This window comes from Nocardioides sp. NPDC000445 (genome assembly GCF_040300245.1).
Taxonomy (GTDB): Bacteria; Actinomycetota; Actinomycetes; order Propionibacteriales; family Nocardioidaceae; genus Nocardioides.
The window spans coordinates 284,184-300,110 of record NZ_JBEPDH010000001.1 but is presented as its reverse complement, the minus strand read 5'-3'; the positions used below and the strand labels follow the sequence as shown (position 1 = coordinate 300,110).

General features: G+C 69.8%; 14 protein-coding genes. 5 read left to right on the top strand and 9 right to left on the bottom strand.

The features are described from left to right. Position 1: 1 nt before the first annotated feature. From ABT304_RS01415 to ABT304_RS01380, 8 genes are all read right to left on the bottom strand, one after another. Complete coding sequence (locus ABT304_RS01415) at positions 2–1,297, bottom strand: TRAP transporter large permease (RefSeq protein ID WP_350713001.1); 1,296 nt, start codon at positions 1,295–1,297, stop codon at positions 2–4. A gap of 26 nt (positions 1,298–1,323) precedes the next feature. Continuing rightward, the gene (locus ABT304_RS01410; RefSeq protein WP_350713000.1) at positions 1,324–1,833 is read right to left on the bottom strand and encodes a TRAP transporter small permease; all 510 of its coding nucleotides are present in this window, start codon (positions 1,831–1,833) and stop codon (positions 1,324–1,326) included. A gap of 1 nt (position 1,834) precedes the next feature. Beyond that, a complete protein-coding gene (locus ABT304_RS01405) occupies positions 1,835–3,034 on the bottom strand; it encodes a hypothetical protein (protein ID WP_350712999.1) in 1,200 nt (399 codons plus the stop codon). Between the two features lie 137 nt (positions 3,035–3,171). After that, entirely contained in the window at positions 3,172–4,431 is a 1,260-nt protein-coding gene (locus ABT304_RS01400; protein WP_350712998.1) for a glucarate dehydratase family protein, read from the bottom strand. Then, positions 4,428–4,823 (bottom strand): universal stress protein, encoded by a 396-nt coding sequence (locus tag ABT304_RS01395; RefSeq protein WP_350712997.1) that lies wholly within the window; start codon positions 4,821–4,823, stop codon positions 4,428–4,430. Before ABT304_RS01395 ends, ABT304_RS01400 begins: the two co-directional genes overlap by 4 nt. A 12-nt stretch (positions 4,824–4,835) precedes the next feature. Continuing rightward, a complete protein-coding gene (locus tag ABT304_RS01390; protein ID WP_160028032.1) occupies positions 4,836–6,374 on the bottom strand; it encodes a tripartite tricarboxylate transporter permease in 1,539 nt (512 codons plus the stop codon). Positions 6,375–6,386: 12 nt separating this feature from the next. Next, positions 6,387–6,917, bottom strand: coding sequence for a tripartite tricarboxylate transporter TctB family protein (locus ABT304_RS01385; RefSeq protein WP_350712996.1), 531 nt, complete (start codon positions 6,915–6,917; stop codon positions 6,387–6,389). A 53-nt stretch (positions 6,918–6,970) separates the two neighbouring features. Next, positions 6,971–7,966, bottom strand: coding sequence for a Bug family tripartite tricarboxylate transporter substrate binding protein (locus ABT304_RS01380; protein ID WP_350712995.1), 996 nt, complete (start codon positions 7,964–7,966; stop codon positions 6,971–6,973). 152 nt (positions 7,967–8,118) lie between these two features. On the opposite strand from ABT304_RS01380, the gene ABT304_RS01375 reads away from it, so the two are divergent. Further along, positions 8,119–9,030 carry a LysR substrate-binding domain-containing protein gene (locus ABT304_RS01375; protein ID WP_350712994.1) on the top strand — a complete coding sequence of 304 codons (912 nt, stop codon included), beginning with the start codon at positions 8,119–8,121 and terminating at the stop codon, positions 9,028–9,030. Between the two features lie 488 nt (positions 9,031–9,518). Here ABT304_RS01375 and ABT304_RS01370 read toward each other — a convergent pair whose 3' ends face one another. Next, on the bottom strand, positions 9,519–10,790 hold the full coding sequence (locus ABT304_RS01370; RefSeq protein ID WP_350712993.1) for an HNH endonuclease signature motif containing protein: 1,272 nt from the start codon (positions 10,788–10,790) through the stop codon (positions 9,519–9,521). Positions 10,791–11,299: 509 nt separating this feature from the next. Here ABT304_RS01370 and kdgD point away from each other — a divergent pair. From kdgD to ABT304_RS01350, 4 genes are read left to right on the top strand one after another with little or no spacing between them, the layout of a single operon-like run. Beyond that, positions 11,300–12,214 (top strand): 5-dehydro-4-deoxyglucarate dehydratase, encoded by a 915-nt coding sequence (gene kdgD, locus ABT304_RS01365; RefSeq protein WP_350712992.1) that lies wholly within the window; start codon positions 11,300–11,302, stop codon positions 12,212–12,214. Between the two features lie 42 nt (positions 12,215–12,256). Further along, on the top strand, positions 12,257–13,750 hold the full coding sequence (locus ABT304_RS01360) for an aldehyde dehydrogenase (NADP(+)) (RefSeq protein WP_350712991.1): 1,494 nt from the start codon (positions 12,257–12,259) through the stop codon (positions 13,748–13,750). Beyond that, positions 13,747–15,084: an enolase C-terminal domain-like protein gene (locus ABT304_RS01355; protein ID WP_350712990.1), complete on the top strand. Its 1,338-nt coding sequence runs from the start codon at positions 13,747–13,749 to the stop codon at positions 15,082–15,084. The genes ABT304_RS01360 and ABT304_RS01355 overlap by 4 nt, the downstream gene beginning before the upstream one ends. Before the next feature lie 7 nt (positions 15,085–15,091). Continuing rightward, positions 15,092–15,886, top strand: a complete 795-nt coding sequence (locus ABT304_RS01350) for a sulfite exporter TauE/SafE family protein (RefSeq protein WP_350712989.1) — start codon at positions 15,092–15,094, stop codon at positions 15,884–15,886. Positions 15,887–15,927: the final 41 nt, after the last annotated feature.

Sequence of the window (15,927 nt, the reverse complement as noted above, 5' to 3'; positions counted from 1 at the left end):
GTTACTGGCCGAGCGCATCAGGGAGGGCGAGGGAGAAGAACGGGACGTACGTGATCAGCAGCAGGACGATGAGCATCGGGATGAGGAAGAGGCCGACCATCCTCATGACCTTCTCGATGGACGTACGTCCGATGGCGCAGCCGACGAAGAGGACGTTGCCGACCGGCGGGGTGATCAGGCCGATGGCCAGGTTGAAGACGAGCATGATCCCGAACTGGACCGGGTCCATGCCGAGTCCGGTGGCGACCGGCAGCAGGATCGGCGTCATGATCACGATCAGCGGGGCCATGTCCATGATCGCGCCGAGCACGAGCAGCAGCAGGTTGATCAGCAGCAGCACCACGACGATGTTGTCGGAGATGCCGAGGAGGGCGTCGGTGGCCAGCGCCGGCACCTGCAGGAACGCCAGGAAGTAGCCGAACGCACCTGCCGCCGCGATGATGAACAGCACCACGCCGAGCGTGCGCAGGGCACTCTGCAGGATCGGGATCATCGCCTTGAGCGGCAGGTCGCGGTAGACGAAGAAGGTCAGGATGAAGGCGTACAGGCAGGCGATCGCCGCCGACTCGGTCGCGGTGAAGACGCCGCTGAGGATGCCGCCCAGGATGATCACCGGCATCAGCAGGCTGAGCAGGCCCTCGGCGACGATCTTCGGTACGTCCTTGAGGGGGACGAGCTCCTCCTTCGGGTAGCCGCGCTTGACCGCCACGATGTAGGCCATCACCATCAGCGACGCACCGAGCAGCAGACCGGGGATGACGCCTGCGGTGAACAGGGCGCCGATGGAGACGCCGCCGGCGGCCATCGAGTAGATGATCAGGTTGTGGCTCGGCGGGATCATGACCGCCTGGGTGGCACCGGAGACGGTCACGGCGACCGCGTAGTCGGTGTCGTAGCCGCGCTTCTTCATCATCGGGATGGTCACCGACCCGATCGCGGAGACGTCCGCGACCGAGGAGCCGGACAGGGCGCCGAAGAAGGTGCTGGCGCCGATGTTGACCATCCCGAGGCCGCCACGGACCCAGCCGACGAGCAGTCCGGCCAGGGCGATCAGGCGGCGGGAGATGCCGCCCGTGCCCATGATCTCGCCACCGAGGATGAAGAACGGGATGGCCAGCAGGGCGAAGGTGTCGAGACCGGCGACCATCCGCTGGCCGACGGTGGTCAGCGGAAGGCCGATGTAGAGCGCCTCGAAGATGGCGGCCAGGGCGAGAGCCAGGGCGACTGGGACGCGGAGCAGGACGAGGACGGCGAAGCCACCCAGCAGGATGGCGATGGCAAGTGGATCGATGGGCATGGGGGAGTCCTTCGACTTTCGGCGGCTCAGCCGAGCTCGGCTGCATCGTCAGGCTCGGTGTACCGCTGGGTACTGGTGCCGAAGGCCTGGAGGACGGTGTAGAGGAGGATCATGGCGCCGGCGACCGGCATCATCAGGTAGAGGACGCTGCGGGGGAGCCCGGTGCCGGCAAGGGTCGCCGTCTGGGCGTCGATGACGAACTGGCTTCCCTGGACGACCAGGAAGAGCCCGAAGGCGAGCAGCAGCACCTGGACGAACCGGTCGATCACCGCCTGGAGCGTCGCCGGGAACTTGTCCACCAGGAAGGTGACCGCGATGTGGGCGCCCTCGCGGAAGCCGATCGCGGCGCCGAGGAAGCCGATCCAGACCAGCAGGATGCGGGCCGTCTCCTCGCTCCAGCTGGGCGAGTTGCTCAGCAGCTCACGGCTGAACACCTGCCACAGCACGATCAGCAGCGTGGCCACCAGGCACAGGATGCAGAAGGCCTCGAAGACCGTGTCGACCGCGCGCCAGGCGCGCTTGAAGGTTGTGCTCATCTCATTCCGTCCTCGTCGCGGCGGTGGTGGGGACCTTGGTCGCCTCGGCGAGCAGGTGCTGCCTGTCCGCACCCGCCAGACCGAGGTGGTAGAGGTGGATCTGGTCGATCCCGGCATCGACCAGCGCCCGCACATGGCCACCGAAGGCGTCCTCGGTGGTGGGCGGGAGAACGGTGACGTACGCAGCGGCTGCTGCCTTTCCGGAGACCGCCTCGACGAGCCGGCGCCCGGTCTCCACCGAGGCCTCGGTGGTCGGCCAGCAGAAGGCGACGACCAGGTCGACGTCGTCGGCCGTGGTCGGGGTCAGACCCGGGCTGGCTCCGGTGGCCCAGGGGTCGGGCTGGGCGTGCAGGGCGATCTCGACGACGTCGGGAGCGGCCTCGCGGACGGCCGCGATCACCCGGTGGCGGAGCTCGTCGGCCGCGGCGTGGCGGGAGGCGAGGATCGTGTCCAGAGTCGCTGCGTCCACCGTCGTGCCGGCGGCATCCACTCCGGTCGCGGAACGCAGCGCCGCCACGGTCGCCGCGGGGTCGAGCCCGCGGGCGGCCCAGTCCTCCTGACAGGCGAGGCAGCAGCAGATCGAGAGCAGTTCCTGGGTGGCCTCGTCGTAGGCCCCGTCGGTCTTCTCGTGGTGTCCGCCGTGGCCGAAGCCGAGCTGGCCGCACGCCTCCAGGATGGCCGTGCTGGCCGGGGTGTCGCGTACGGCCTCGGCGGCCAGGGTCTCCGCGTAGCGGCGGACGTCCTCGTGGCGGGAGCACAGGGCGTAGGGGTAGGGCTCGCCCCAGCAGTTGACCACCGCGAGGTCCGGGTTGGCCTCACCGAGGAGGGTCGAGTGGGTCAGCACGATCCAGGCGGCGACCTCGATGCCGGCCTCGGCGAGGATGGCGGCGGCCTCGCCGAACGGATCCTCGGAAGCGACCCAGGTCGCCGCGGGCGGCACCAGCCGGGCGCCCTCCCAGGCCTCGGTGCGCACCGGGCGGTAGAGCGCGGCGGTGCGCGCCTCGACGAACCGGTGCTCGGGGTGGAGCGGGGTCGCGGCGCGGGTGGTGTGGTAGGCCGCGGCGAGGGCGACCTTCGTGACTCCGAGGCTGCGGGCGCGATCGGCGAAGGTCGGATCGCCGATCACGTCCCAGGGGTAGGCATAGCCGACGACCGGTACTGGCAGTATTGCCCCGGTCTCGCCTCTGTCGATCTGTGTCACCGGTGGTTGCTCCTGGCTCGTCGTACTGTGACCGGGCCCACGTGTGGCCCCGGTCACAGGAGACTGTCAGGATTGGCGATTCGTGTCCAAGCCACTTATCGCATGAGGCGATACCCTGACGGTATTGCCTCGTGGGGTCACCAGCGCGACGTGTTCGGCGTGAAATCCGGCTCGAACGAACGCATGTAGACGGTGTCCTCCCGGCGGCGCACGCCGCAGCTGAGGTACTGCTCGTGCAGCTCGCCGAGGAGGTCGCGATCGAGCTCGACGCCGAGGCCCGGACCTGTCGGCAGCGCGATGGAGCCGTCGTCGAAGTCGAGCACTCCGGGGCGTACGACGTCCTGGGTCTTCCACGGGTAGTGGGTGTCGCAGGCGTAGGTCAGGTTGGGGGTCGCGGCGGCCAGGTGGACCATCGCGGCCAGGGAGACGCCGAGGTGGGAGTTGCTGTGCATCGACAGGCCCAGCCCGAAGGTGTCGGTGATGCCGCCTAGGAGCGCCGACTGGCGTAGCCCGCCCCACAGATGATGGTCGGAGAGCACGATCTGGACCGCGTCGGCCGCGATCGCGGGCTTGAGGTGCTCGAAGGCGATCACGCACATGTTGGTGGCCAGAGGTACGTCGGTGCGGGCCGAGACCTGCGCCATCCCCTCGATCCCGGGAGTGGGGTCCTCGAGATACTCCACGACGCCGGCCAGCCGCTCGGCGACCTTGACCGACGTCTCCGGCGTCCAGGCGCCGTTGGGGTCCAGCCGCAGCGGCAGCTCGGGGAAGGCCTCGCGCAGCGCCTCGATCGCGGCGCACTCCTCGTCGGGGTGGAAGACCCCACCCTTCAGCTTGAGCGAGCCGAAGCCCCAGCCCTCGACCAGCCGTTTCGCCTGCGCGACGATCTGGTCGGGGTTGAGCGCCTCGCCCCACTCGTCGTCGGGCTGGCCGGGGTGGCCGGCCCACTTGTAGAACATGTAGCCGCTGAACGGCACCCGGTCGCGCACCGCGCCGCCGAGCAGGTCGCTCACCGGACGGCCCGCCTCGCGGGCGACCAGGTCGAGACAGGCGACCTCGAAGGGGGAGTAGACGGTGTCGACCGCGGAGGAGACGTCGAGCATGCCGCCGAAGGAGGCACCCGCCCCGCCGGTCTCCTTGCCGAGTACGTCGACGACGAGCCGTCGTAGGCCGTGGGTGTCGTAGGGGTCCCGTCCTGGCAGGACGGCGGCGACGGCGTCGAGCCGGGCGAGATGGGTCTCGTCGGCGTACGTCTCGCCGAGGCCGACCAGGCCGGTGTCGGTGTGCAGCTCGACGATCGCGCGCAGCGCCCACGGCTGGTGGACGCCGACCACATTGAGCAGCGGCGGGTCGGCGAACGCGACCGGGGTGACGACGACCTTCGAGATGCGGCTCATGCGGTCGGCTTCACGGCGAGGACGGGCACACCGGCGTCGAGCAGGATGCGCTGGGCGTCGCTGCCCAGCAGCGCCTTGCCGACCGGCGAACGGCGGCGCAGCCCGATCACGATCAGCCGGGCGCTGGTCGAGGCGACCAGGCCGTCGAAGGTCTCCACGACGTCGGCGCCGTGCGTGGTGTGGTCGACGCGGGCGCTCACCCCGGCCTCGGCGGCGCGAGCAACGAGCTTCGCGGCCGCGGCCTCGTCGACGAGGTCGGCGTCCACGGTGGCGCCGCGGCGCGGGCTGTTCACGATGACGACGTCGTCGCCGCGGGCTGCCGCCTCGGCCAGGCCGGCCTCGAGAGCCGCTTCACCTACCGGTGTGGGTACGTAGCCGATCAGGATGGTCATGGTGTGCCTCTCTCAGCGGGTCGGGGTGTCGGCGTCGTCGCGCTCGGCCGGGGCCGCGGTGACGGTGGCGGCCTTGCGCCGGGTCAGGATCGCCTTGGCCGCGGGCCAGAGGGCGACCAGGAGGAAGGCGGCCAGGATGGTGCCCGAGATCGGGCGGGTGAAGAACCCGGTCGGGTCACCGTCGAAGATCAGCAGGGAGCGGCGTACGCCGTCCTCGACGATCGAGCCCAGGACGAAGGCGAGCACCAACGGGCCGGGCTCGAAGCCGACCTTCTTCATCAGGTAGCCGATCAGACCGAAGACGATCATCACGAAGATGTCGAAGGTGGAGTTGTTGATCGTGTAGACGCCCAGGATCGTGATCAGCGCGGTGATCGGGGCCAGGATCGCCGGCCGCACCCGCAGGATGCGGACGAAGATGCCGACCAGCGGGATGCTCAGGACGAGCAGGATCAGGTTGCCGATGTACATCGAGTTGATGACGCCCCAGAACAGGTCGGGGCGCTCCTCGACCAGCTGCGGACCGGGCGAGATGCCGAGGATGAGCAGGGCGCCGAAGAGCATCGCCATCGACGCGTTGGCCGGGATGCCGAGGGTCAGCAGCGGGATGAACGACGAGGTCGCGGCCGCGTTGTTGGCGGTCTCGGGGGCGGCGACGCCCTCGATGGCACCGCGCCCGAAGCGCTCGGGGTGTTTCGAGATCCGCTTCTCCGTGGCGTACGCGGCCAGGGAGGACATCACGGCGCCGCCACCGGGCAGCACGCCCAGCACGAAGCCGATCACCGAGCCGCGGCCGATCGCGCCGGAGGACTGCTTGAGGTCCTTGCGGGAGGGCCAGATGTTTGCCACGGCGGCGGGTACGTGGGGCTTCCCGTGCCGCTCCTCGAGGTTGTAGAGGATCTCGCCGACGCCGAACAGACCCATCGCGACGACCACGAAGTCGATGCCCTCGGTGAGCTGCAGGCTGCCGAAGGTGAAGCGCTCGGCGCCGCTGAAGCTGTCGCGGCCGATGGTGGCCAGCAGGAGGCCGAACGCGGCCGCGATCATGGCCTTGAGCTTGTTGCCGTTGCCGATGGTGGCGACCAGCAGGACGCCGAGCAGGGCCAGGGCGGCGTACTCCGGGTCACCGAAGTTGAGCGCCCAGCCGGCGATCAGCGGTGCCACCAGGGTCAGGCCGAGGATGGAGACGGTCGCGCCGACGAAGGAGCCGATCGCGGCGATGCCGAGGGCGGTGCCGGCCTTGCCCTGTTTGGCTAGGGCGAAGCCGTCGAAGACGGTGACGACCGATGAGGCCTCACCCGGCAGCCGGAGCAGCACCGAGGTGATCGTGCCGCCGTACTGGGCGCCGTAGTAGATGCCCGCCAGCATGATGATCGCGGAGACCGGGTCGATGCTGTAGGTGATCGGCAGCAGGATGGCGATCGTGGCCGCCGGCCCGAGGCCGGGGAGTACGCCGATCAGCATGCCGATGAGCACGCCGATCAGGCAGTAGAGCAGGTTCTGCGGTTCGGTGACGAGCCCGAAGCCGTCGAGGAATGCGTTGACGTCCACTGGGGGCTCCGCTCAGAACAGGTGGGGCAGCGGGATGCGCAGCCCGTAGAGGAACAGGAAGTAGAACGCGGCGACCGTGGCGACCGAGGTGATGATCGTGCTGCGCCAGGACTCGCCGCCGAGGAACCTCAGCCAGACGACGCACAGCAGCAGCGAGGGGATCTCGAAGCCGATCACGGGCATCAGCAGGGCCAGCACGATGAAGGTGACCAGGCCGACCGCGGGGAGGATGCTGGAGCGGGTGAACTTCTCGCTGTCGGTCAGTCGCCGGCCGACGACGAGCAGCGCCGCGGCCATCAGCGTGATGGCGATGCTGACCACGAACGGCCACAGGCCGGGCCCGGGCTGGCGCAGCGAGCCGAGGCCGTAGCCGTAGGAGAGGACCGCGCCCCCGATGCCGACGACGAGAGCGACGAGCGCACCCACCACCTGGTAGACCGGTCCGCCGGCGGGAGGGCGTTCCTCCTCCAGCTCATGGGCCACCTCGGCCTGGATCTCGGCCAGGATGTCCTGGTCAGGAGATGGGGTGCGTTCGTCGCTCATCGTCATGCCTTCGTGGGTTCGTACGTGCTGGGTGCTGCGCCGCCGGGAGAGGCTCAGCCCTCGCCGAGGTCGAGACCGTACTGCTCGACCAGGTCGGCGTACCGCTTCTTGTCCTCCTCGAGCTGGGTCACCACCTCGTCGCCGGAGATCTCCATCGGGGTGAGGCTGTTCTGCTTGTTGAAGGCCTGGTACTCCTCGGTCTTGAACGTGGCCTGCATCGCCTCGGCGAGGGTGTCCTTGACGTTGTCCGGGGTGCCCTTGGGGACGGTCATGAAGCGGTACTGCGCGACCTCGACGTCGAGGCCCTGCTCCTGGGCGGTCGGGACGTCGGGCAGGTAGTCGACCCGCTCGGGACCGAAGACGCTCAGCGGGGTCAGCTTGCCCGACTCGATGTTCTCGATGGCCTCGCCGACCTGGATGCAGGCGGTGTCGACCTGGCCGCCGAGCACCGCGGTGAGGGCGGGCGCGCCGCCGTCGAACGGCACGGCCTCGGCCTCGACGTCGCTGGTGCCGAACGTCAGGCCGCAGGAGAGCTGTGAGCCGGTGCCGACACCGGTGGTGCCGTAGGTGAGCTTCTTCTTGGCCGCCTTGATGTCGTCGAGCGACTTGAAGCCGCTCTTCGGGCCGGCGACCATGACGTAGTCGTCGCGGGAGACGCCCTGGACGACGTCGAAGTCGTCGATGCTGGTGGCCTCCTCCTCACTGACCGCGAGCGGCGTGATGGCGAACAGGGAGGCGTTCTGGATCGCGATGGTCTGACCGTCGGGCTCGGCCTTGGCGACCTTGTTGGCGGCGAGAGCACCGTTGGCGCCCTCCATGTTGATCACCGGGAAGGAGGCGCCGAGCTCGTCGGAGAGGCCCTTGGAGACCGCCCGGCTGATCAGGTCGCTGGAGCCGCCGGCCGAGGCACCGACGTACATCTCGACGTTGCCGGCGGGGTAGTCCTCGCCGTCATCGCTGCCTCCGGTGGTGTTCGAGACACCGCAGGCGGAGAGGGCCAGGGCCGCGACGCCGGCGGTCGCGGCGAGTAGGTGGGTGGTGGTACGCATCGTTGCTCCTAGGTCCTGGTGGTCGGGCTGGTTGTGGCAGGGGATGGCCCGACGTCGTGTGACCACCGACACTAAGAGTCTTAGCGATACCGGTCCAAGCCCGATTCGGCATAGAGTGTTCCACCTGGTGCATCGTGGTCTACTCTGGCCAGATGATCACGCTCGATCAGGTGCGCTCTTTCGTGGCGGTCGCCGAGGAGCTCCACTTCGGCCGCGCAGCCGAACGGCTGCGGATGACGCAGCCGCCGCTGTCGCGACAGATCCAGAAGCTGGAGAAAGCGGTCGGCGCCCAGCTGCTCGAGCGGGACAACCGCCGGGTCGCTCTCACCGGTGCCGGAGCGGCCTTCCTCGACGAGGCCTACCGGATGCTCAACCTGGTCGAGAGCGCCGGCGACCTGGCCCGCCGGGTGGACGCGGGCGCCGCCGGCGTGGTCCGGCTCGGCTTCACCGCGGTCTCCGCGATCTCGATCCTGGGACCCCTGCTGCGCCGCCTCACCGTCGAGCTCCCCGATGTCGAGGTGCGGCTCTCCGAGCGGGTCACCCTGGCCCAGGTCGACGGCATCCGCCACGGCGAGCTCGACATCGGCCTGGCCCGCCCGCCGTTCGACACCGAGCTGCTCTCCTCGAGAGTCGTCTCCCGCGAGCCCCTGATGGCCGTACTCCCGCAGGGCCACCCCCTGGCCGAGCTCGACCGACCGCTGACGCCGCAGGACTTCGAGGGCCAACCCGTCATCGGCTATCACCCCCAGCAGTCGCGCTACTTCCACGAGCTGTCCGTACGCTTCCTGGCCAACGCCCACCCCCGCATCGAGCAGCGCGTGCATCAGGTCCTCACCGCCATGCTCCTGGTCTCCGCCGAGCGAGGCGTCGGCTTCGTCCCGGTCTCGGCCAGCTCGCTGCACGTGGAAGGCGTCGTCTTCCGCCCCATCGAGCACGGCGGCGGCGACACTCGCCTCGACAAGGACCCAGAGCGCCCCGTCGAGCTCCATGCGATCTGGGCGCGAGGGTCTGTCAGTCCGGTCGTACGCCGGGTTCTCGATGCGATCATCGAGATGAATCGCTGAGGGACTGGCCGCCGACCCGTTACGGATGGTGTTCTCAACGAATCCCGGAGTAAAGGACGGCCTTCGGCCGCCGGCTTCGCCGGCCGCTTCGCGGTCCTTGACACCGGGCTCCGTCGAGAATTTTGGCTGGCTATCGGGTCGGCGGCGGGGTGTGGCGCGGATTCCTTGGGTTGCGTACGGGCTTGGGCGTTCGGGCCAGGTATCCCTGGGAACGGATGGTCTCCTCACCCTTTTACAAGACGATGACACCTTGTGAACGCTTCACAAGCGAGGCCGTAAAGGGTGGGACAATGGCGGTCCGAATGGGCCCAGCAGTGCGTGCGCGCTGACCTTTGGCGGGGATGCTGCCCGGTTAGCCGCTCGCCACCCTGCCCTGGATATGGATCGGATCGGGTGGACGGACAGCGGCCATGCCGAGGACTGCGACGCTCTCGCTTGAAGAGGATCGGGTGGAACCGGCACGGCGATGCCGGTCGGCCCTGCCTCGATCAGGTGGTTCGGGTGCGCCTGGTAAACCGGATCCGCCCATCCGGAAGCCGCTCATAGGCGTAGTCGGGGTCGTGGATCCGGCGATGATCACTCGCACACAACAAGACCATGTTCGCCATGTCGGTCTTCCCGCCCTCGGACCACGGTTTCAGGTGGTGGGCTTCGGTCCAGGCCGCTGGGGCGTCACAGTCTTCGGCTTGGCAACACTTGTCCCGTAGCCGGAGCGCTCGGTGTTGGACTGGATACGCCAACCGGGCGGTGCGGCCGAAGTCGAGGATCTCGGAGTCGGTGCCGAGGACGACCGGGACGAGGTCTGCGTTGCAGGCCATCCGTCGGGCTTCGGCGGCGGTGATCTGCTCCCCGTCGAACCCCAGGGCGGCGGTGCCGAGGTCCCTGCGGAGGTCCTCGACGCTCATGGTGATGAACACCGTCGTGCCGTGGCCACCGTGGCGGGGCAACTGGTCGACGTCGTAGGTCTCGACCACCCGGGCGAACGCCTGGCCGAGCAGCCGGTCGTAGGGGGCTTTGCGGCCCTTGTCCTCGGCGGAGAGCTTCCTGGGCTGGGCCAGCGAGTCCAGCAAGGTTCGCAGCCGCATCCCGACCGCGCGGGAGACCCGGGCGTGGATGTCGATGGTGCCGTCGCCGTTGTCGCGGGAGGAGAAGAAGGTGCGCCGTTGGGCGTGCTCTTCTTCGCGCTGCAACGCCTTGGCTTCGGCGGCTTCGAATCGTTCGGGGTCGATCTCGGCCAGGATCCGGTTCCCGACGATGCGCAGTTCGTTGGCGGTCAGACGGGTGGCGTAGTCGACCAGCAGCTTCTCGGCCAACACCAGGTCCTCGGTGCTCGCGGCGGGGTCGGTCTCGATCTTGTCGAGGGCCTGGGTGATCACTCGTGCTTTGTCCTGGGACACCACACCCTCGGCCAGACCGTCAGCGACGAGGTCGTACTTCGCGACTGCCGCCGCGAGCTTCACCTGGGAGCGAGCCACCGCCTTGTCGACGAGGAGCTCGGTCCGCATCCATCCGGAGGCGTCTTTCGCGCCGGTCTCCTCAGCAATGTCGCCGGCTGTGGCGAGCACTCGCAGCTTCAATGCGGCTTGTTGGGCTTGGAGCTTCTCCAGCCGCTCGAGGAGGTCCTTCTTCTGCCCGGTCCGCCAATAGGCCGGATCGGTCGAGAGGAGGTCGTGGAGGGCGGTCTCGATGGCGTTCAGGGCAGCGTCGATCGCGTCGCCGGGGTTGGTGCCCCAGGGGTCGATCGAGCGGCCGAGACTCATCGCTGTCCTCTCCTCGGAGGTGTGCTGTGATGGGTCTGATTCTACGCTCCCCGCCCTTGTCTGGCTATCTATTTTCCCTGATCAGGCCCCATTTTCGCGGTGAGCGAACGACCTCGCTTCTGTGGATGGTAAGTGGCCCGAAGGGCCACCCTTCCACCCCATCAACCTCACCCGTCCCAAGCACGATTGCGCTGCGCCACACCCGGGCCGCCGCCCCGATAGCCAGCCAAGTTCTTTCTCGACGGGCCCCGGTGTCAAGGACCGCGAAGCGGCCGGCGAAGCCGGCGGCCGAAGGCCGTCCTTGACTCCGGGGTTCGGCGAGAAGACCCTCAAAGCAAGGGTCGGCGGCCCTCCAGCCCCAAAGAACCCGCCTGCAACAAGCAGACCCCGCAATGCCCCCAAAGTATCACGAGATTCAAATTCGGGCTTGGACAAGCATCATCGAACGTTCCTAACGTGATGGTCACCACCTTCCCCACAGCACACCCAACACCTGAAGGACGTGACTCGTGACCGAGTACAGCCCGACCGACCTGGCCGCCCAGCTCAAGAGCGGGCTTCTCTCGTTCCCGGTCACCCACTTCAACGAGGACCTCCAGGTCGACGAAGAGGGCTACCGCAAGCACCTGAGCTGGCTGGCCGAGTACCCCGTGGCCGGGCTCTTCGCGGCCGGCGGCACGGGTGAGGGCTTCTCGCTGAACGCGGAGGAGACCGACCAGGTCGTACGCGCCGCGGTCGACGAGGTCGCGGGGGCCGTGCCGGTGCTGGCACCGGCGACGGGCAGCACGGCCAACGCGGTCGCGCAGGCGAAGGCGGCGGAGGCCGCGGGCGCGGACGGGATCCTGCTGATGCCGCCGTACCTCACCGAGGCCGGGCAGGCGGGGCTCGTCGAGCATGCCAGCCGCGTGTGCGAGGCGACCGGGCTCGGCGTGATCGTCTACAGCCGTGCCAACGCGGTGCTGCGGGACGAGGCCGTCGACCAGCTCGCCGAGCGCAATCCGACCCTGATCGGCTTCAAGGACGGCGTCGGCAACGTCGAGCAGATGACGCGCACCTACGCCCGGGTCGGCGACCGGCTCATCTACATCGGCGGCCTGCCGACGGCGGAGACCTTCGCGCTGCCGCTGCTCCAGCTCGGCGTGAGCACGTACTCCTCGGCGCTGTTCAACTTCGCGCCGAAGTGGGCGATCGAGTTCTACGACGCCGTGCGTGCCCAGGATCGTGACGAGGTCTACCGTCGTCTCAACGAGTTCGTGATCCCCTACCTCGACATCCGCGACCGCACGGCCGGCTACGCCGTGTCGATCGTCAAGGGTGGCCTGACCGCGATCGGCCGGCCCGCCGGCCCGGTCCGCCCGCCGCTGACCGACCTGCGCGAGGACGAGATCGACGAGCTGCGCGAACTGATCGCCCGGATCGCCTGACGCCGATCCGCCCCTGAGAGACCGACCCGATAGGAAGGGAACATGAGCTACCGCTCGATCATCGCCGGAGCCGACTCCGAGCAGCCCGACGTCACCGCCGCCACCAGCGCCGCGGCGGAGGCCTTCGCCGGCTACCGCGCCACATCCCCTGAGGCCCGGGCGGACTTCCTCGAAGCCGTCGCCGCCGAGATCGAGGCGGCCCGCGCCGAGATCGTCGAGGCCGCTGTCGCCGAGTCGCACCTGCCCGAGGGCCGGATCAGCGGCGAGGTCGGCCGCACCACCGGCCAGCTGAAGATGTTCGCCGGCGTCGTGCGGCGCGGTGACCACCTGGGCGTACGCATCGACCCGGCCATCCCCGACCGGACCCCGCTCCCGCGGGCCGACATCCGTCAGCGCCAGATTCCCCTGGGCCCGGTGGCGGTCTTCGGTGCCAGCAACTTCCCGCTCGCCTTCTCCACCGCCGGCGGCGACACCGCCTCGGCGCTGGCCGCGGGCTGCCCCGTGGTGGTCAAGGGCCACCCTGCCCACCCGCTCACGGGCTACCTGGTCGCGCAGGCCATCACCCGTGCGGTCGAGAAGGCCGGACTGCACGCCGGCACCTTCTCCTTCCTCCTCGACACCGACTTCAAGGGCGGCATCGAGCTCGGCCAGGCCCTGGTCGTCGACCCGCGGATCAAGGCCGTCGGCTTCACCGGCTCCCGCGGCGGCGGGCTGGCGATCGTCGCGGCCGCGGCGGCCCGACCCGAGCCGATCCCGGTCTACGCCGAGATGTCCTCGATCAACCCCGTCGTCGTCCTCCCCGGGGCGCTCGAGGGTGACGTCGATGCGCTCGCCACGGCGTACGTCGGCTCGCTGACCCTCGGCTCCGGCCAGTTCTGCACCAACCCCGGCCTGCTCTTCCTCCCGAAGAGCGGGGCGGGCGACGCCTTCCTGGCCGCCGCCGGCCGGGCCACGGCCGATGCGGTCGGTGGGACCATGCTGACCTCCGGCATCGCCGCCGCCTACGAGAAGGGCACCGCCGCCCTCCGTGCCACCGACGGTGTCACCGTCGTCGGGGAGGGCACCGCCGGGGAGACCGACGCCCCCGCGCCCCAGCTCGTCGAGGCCGCCGGTCTCGCCGGCGTGACCGACGAGGTCTTCGGTGCCTCCGGCGTCGTGGTCCGCTACGAGACCGTCGAGGAGTTGCTGCCCAGCCTGGCCTCCCTCGAGGGCCAGCTCACCGCGACGGTCCACGCGACAGACGCCGACAACGAGGCCGCGGCCCAGGTCGTCGAGGCCCTCGAGCTCAAGGCCGGACGGATCCTCTTCAACGGCTGGCCCACGGGCGTCGAGGTCGGGCACGCGATGGTCCACGGCGGCCCGTTCCCGGCCACCTCCGACTCCCGCACCACCTCGGTCGGCAGCCTCGCGATCGAGCGCTTCCAGCGCCCCGTCGCCTACCAGGACGTACCTGCCGCGATCCTCCCGGAGGCCGTACGCGACGACAACCCGTGGCACCTCGCCCGCCGGATCGACGGCGAGCTGCAGCTGCCATGACCACCACGACCACTGTGCCCACCATTGGGAAGATCGAGGTCGTGCCCGTCGCGGGCCATGACTCGATGCTGCTCAACCTCAGCGGCGCGCACGCGCCGTTCTTCACCCGCAACATCGCGATCCTCACCGACTCCGAGGGTCGCGAGGGTGTCGGCGAGGTGCCGGGCGGCGAGCCGATCCGGCGCACCATCGAAGAGGCGGCCGAGCTGCTCGTCGGCCAGCCCGTCACCCGCTATCGCACCCTGCTGCGGCAGGTCGCGGAGCGGTTCGCCGACCGCGACGCCGGCGGCCGCGGAGCCCAGACCTTCGACCTGCGTACGACCGTCCACGCCGTCACCGCGCTGGAGTCCGCGCTCCTCGATCTCGCAGGTCAGGCGCAGGGTGTGCCGGTCGCCGAGCTGCTCGGCGACGGGCAACAGCGCGATTCGGTGCCGATGCTCGGCTACCTCTTCTACGTCGGCGACCCCGACAAGACCGACCTGCCGTATCTCCGCGAGAAGGACGGCGCCGACGACTGGGAGCTCGTGCGGCGAGAGGTCGCGCTGACCCCCGAGGCGGTCGTACGTCTCGCCGAGGCCGCCCAGGCCCGCTACGGCTTCGCCGACTTCAAGCTCAAGGGCGGCGTCCTCGCCGGTGAGGAGGAGGTCGCCGCGGTGACCGCGCTCCACGAGCGCTTCCCCGACGCCCGGATCACCCTCGACCCCAACGGCGGCTGGCTGCTCGCCGACGCGGTCCGGCTGCTCGAGGGCAAGGACGACGTGCTCGCGTACGCCGAGGACCCCTGCGGCGCCGAGGGCGGCTACTCGGGCCGCGAGATCATGGCCGAGTTCAAGCGCGCCACCGGGCTGCGTACGGCGACCAACATGATCGCCACCGACTGGCGCCAGATGTCCCACGCGATCCGCACCAACGCCGTCGACATCCCGCTGGCCGACCCGCACTTCTGGACCATGTCCGGCTCCGTCCGCGTCGCCCAGATGTGCCACGACTTCGGGCTGACCTGGGGCTCCCACTCCAACAACCACTTCGACGTCTCGCTGGCCATGTTCACCCACGTCGGCGCCGCCGCACCGGGGGAGATCACCGCGCTGGACACCCACTGGATCTGGCAGGACGGCCAGGGTCTGACCGAGTCTCCGCTGGAGATCCGGGACGGTGCCGTCGCGGTACCGACCGCCCCGGGGCTCGGGATCCGCCTCGACCGCGACCGGGTCGCGGCCGCACACGAGCTCTACCTCGAGCACGGGCTCGGCGTACGCGACGACGGCGTCGCCATGCAGTACCTGGTCCCGGGGTGGACCTTCGACCCCAAGCGCCCGTGCCTGGTCCGTTGACAGCCCGGTGAGCGCCGAGCTCGCCTGGCTCCTGCTCGCCGGCATCGGTGCGGGACTGACCGGCTCGGTCGCCGGTCTGGCCTCGCTGGTCAGCTACCCCTCCCTGCTGGCCGCGGGGCTGCCGCCGGTCGTCGCCAACGTCACCAACACGGTGGCCATGTTCGGCGTCACCGGCGGCACCGTCGCGGGTTCGCGGCGCGAGCTGCGCGGCCAGGGCAGAAGGATCGCCTGGCTGGCCCTGGCCTCCTTCCTCGGCGGCGCGGTCGGCGCGGCCCTGCTGCTCACCACGCCTGCCGAGGCGTTCGAGACCGTGGTGCCCTGGCTCGTCGGTGGTGGAGCGCTGCTCCTGCTGCTCCGCGACCGGATCCGGTCCTGGGCGGCTGCCCGCGCCGCCGCGCGGCCGCCGCGGCAGGACTCGTCGACAGACGTCGAGGGGCGACGTACGCTCGCCCGCGGCTTCGGCTGGGGCGTCATCGTGTTCGTGCTCGGCATCTACGGCGGCTACTTCGGCGCCGGGGTCGGGATCATCGCGCTGGCCGTCCTGGTGCTCGAGCGTACCGAGGCCCTGGCGATCACGAACGCGGTCAAGAACGTCGCCACCGGCGTGGCCAACGGCACCGCCGCGATCGCGTACGTCTTCTTCGCCCCCGTGGACTGGCCGGCCGCGATCGCCCTCGGAGCGGGTGCCGTGATCGGCGGATTCCTGGGGCCGGCGATCGTCCGGGTCGCCCCCGAGCGCCCGCTGCGCTGGCTGGTCGGTCTGGCCGGTCTGGGGCTCGCGCTGCACCTGGCGACGACCTGAGACCCGGCTCGGCCCGATAGGCTCCGGCCGCGGTCACGGTC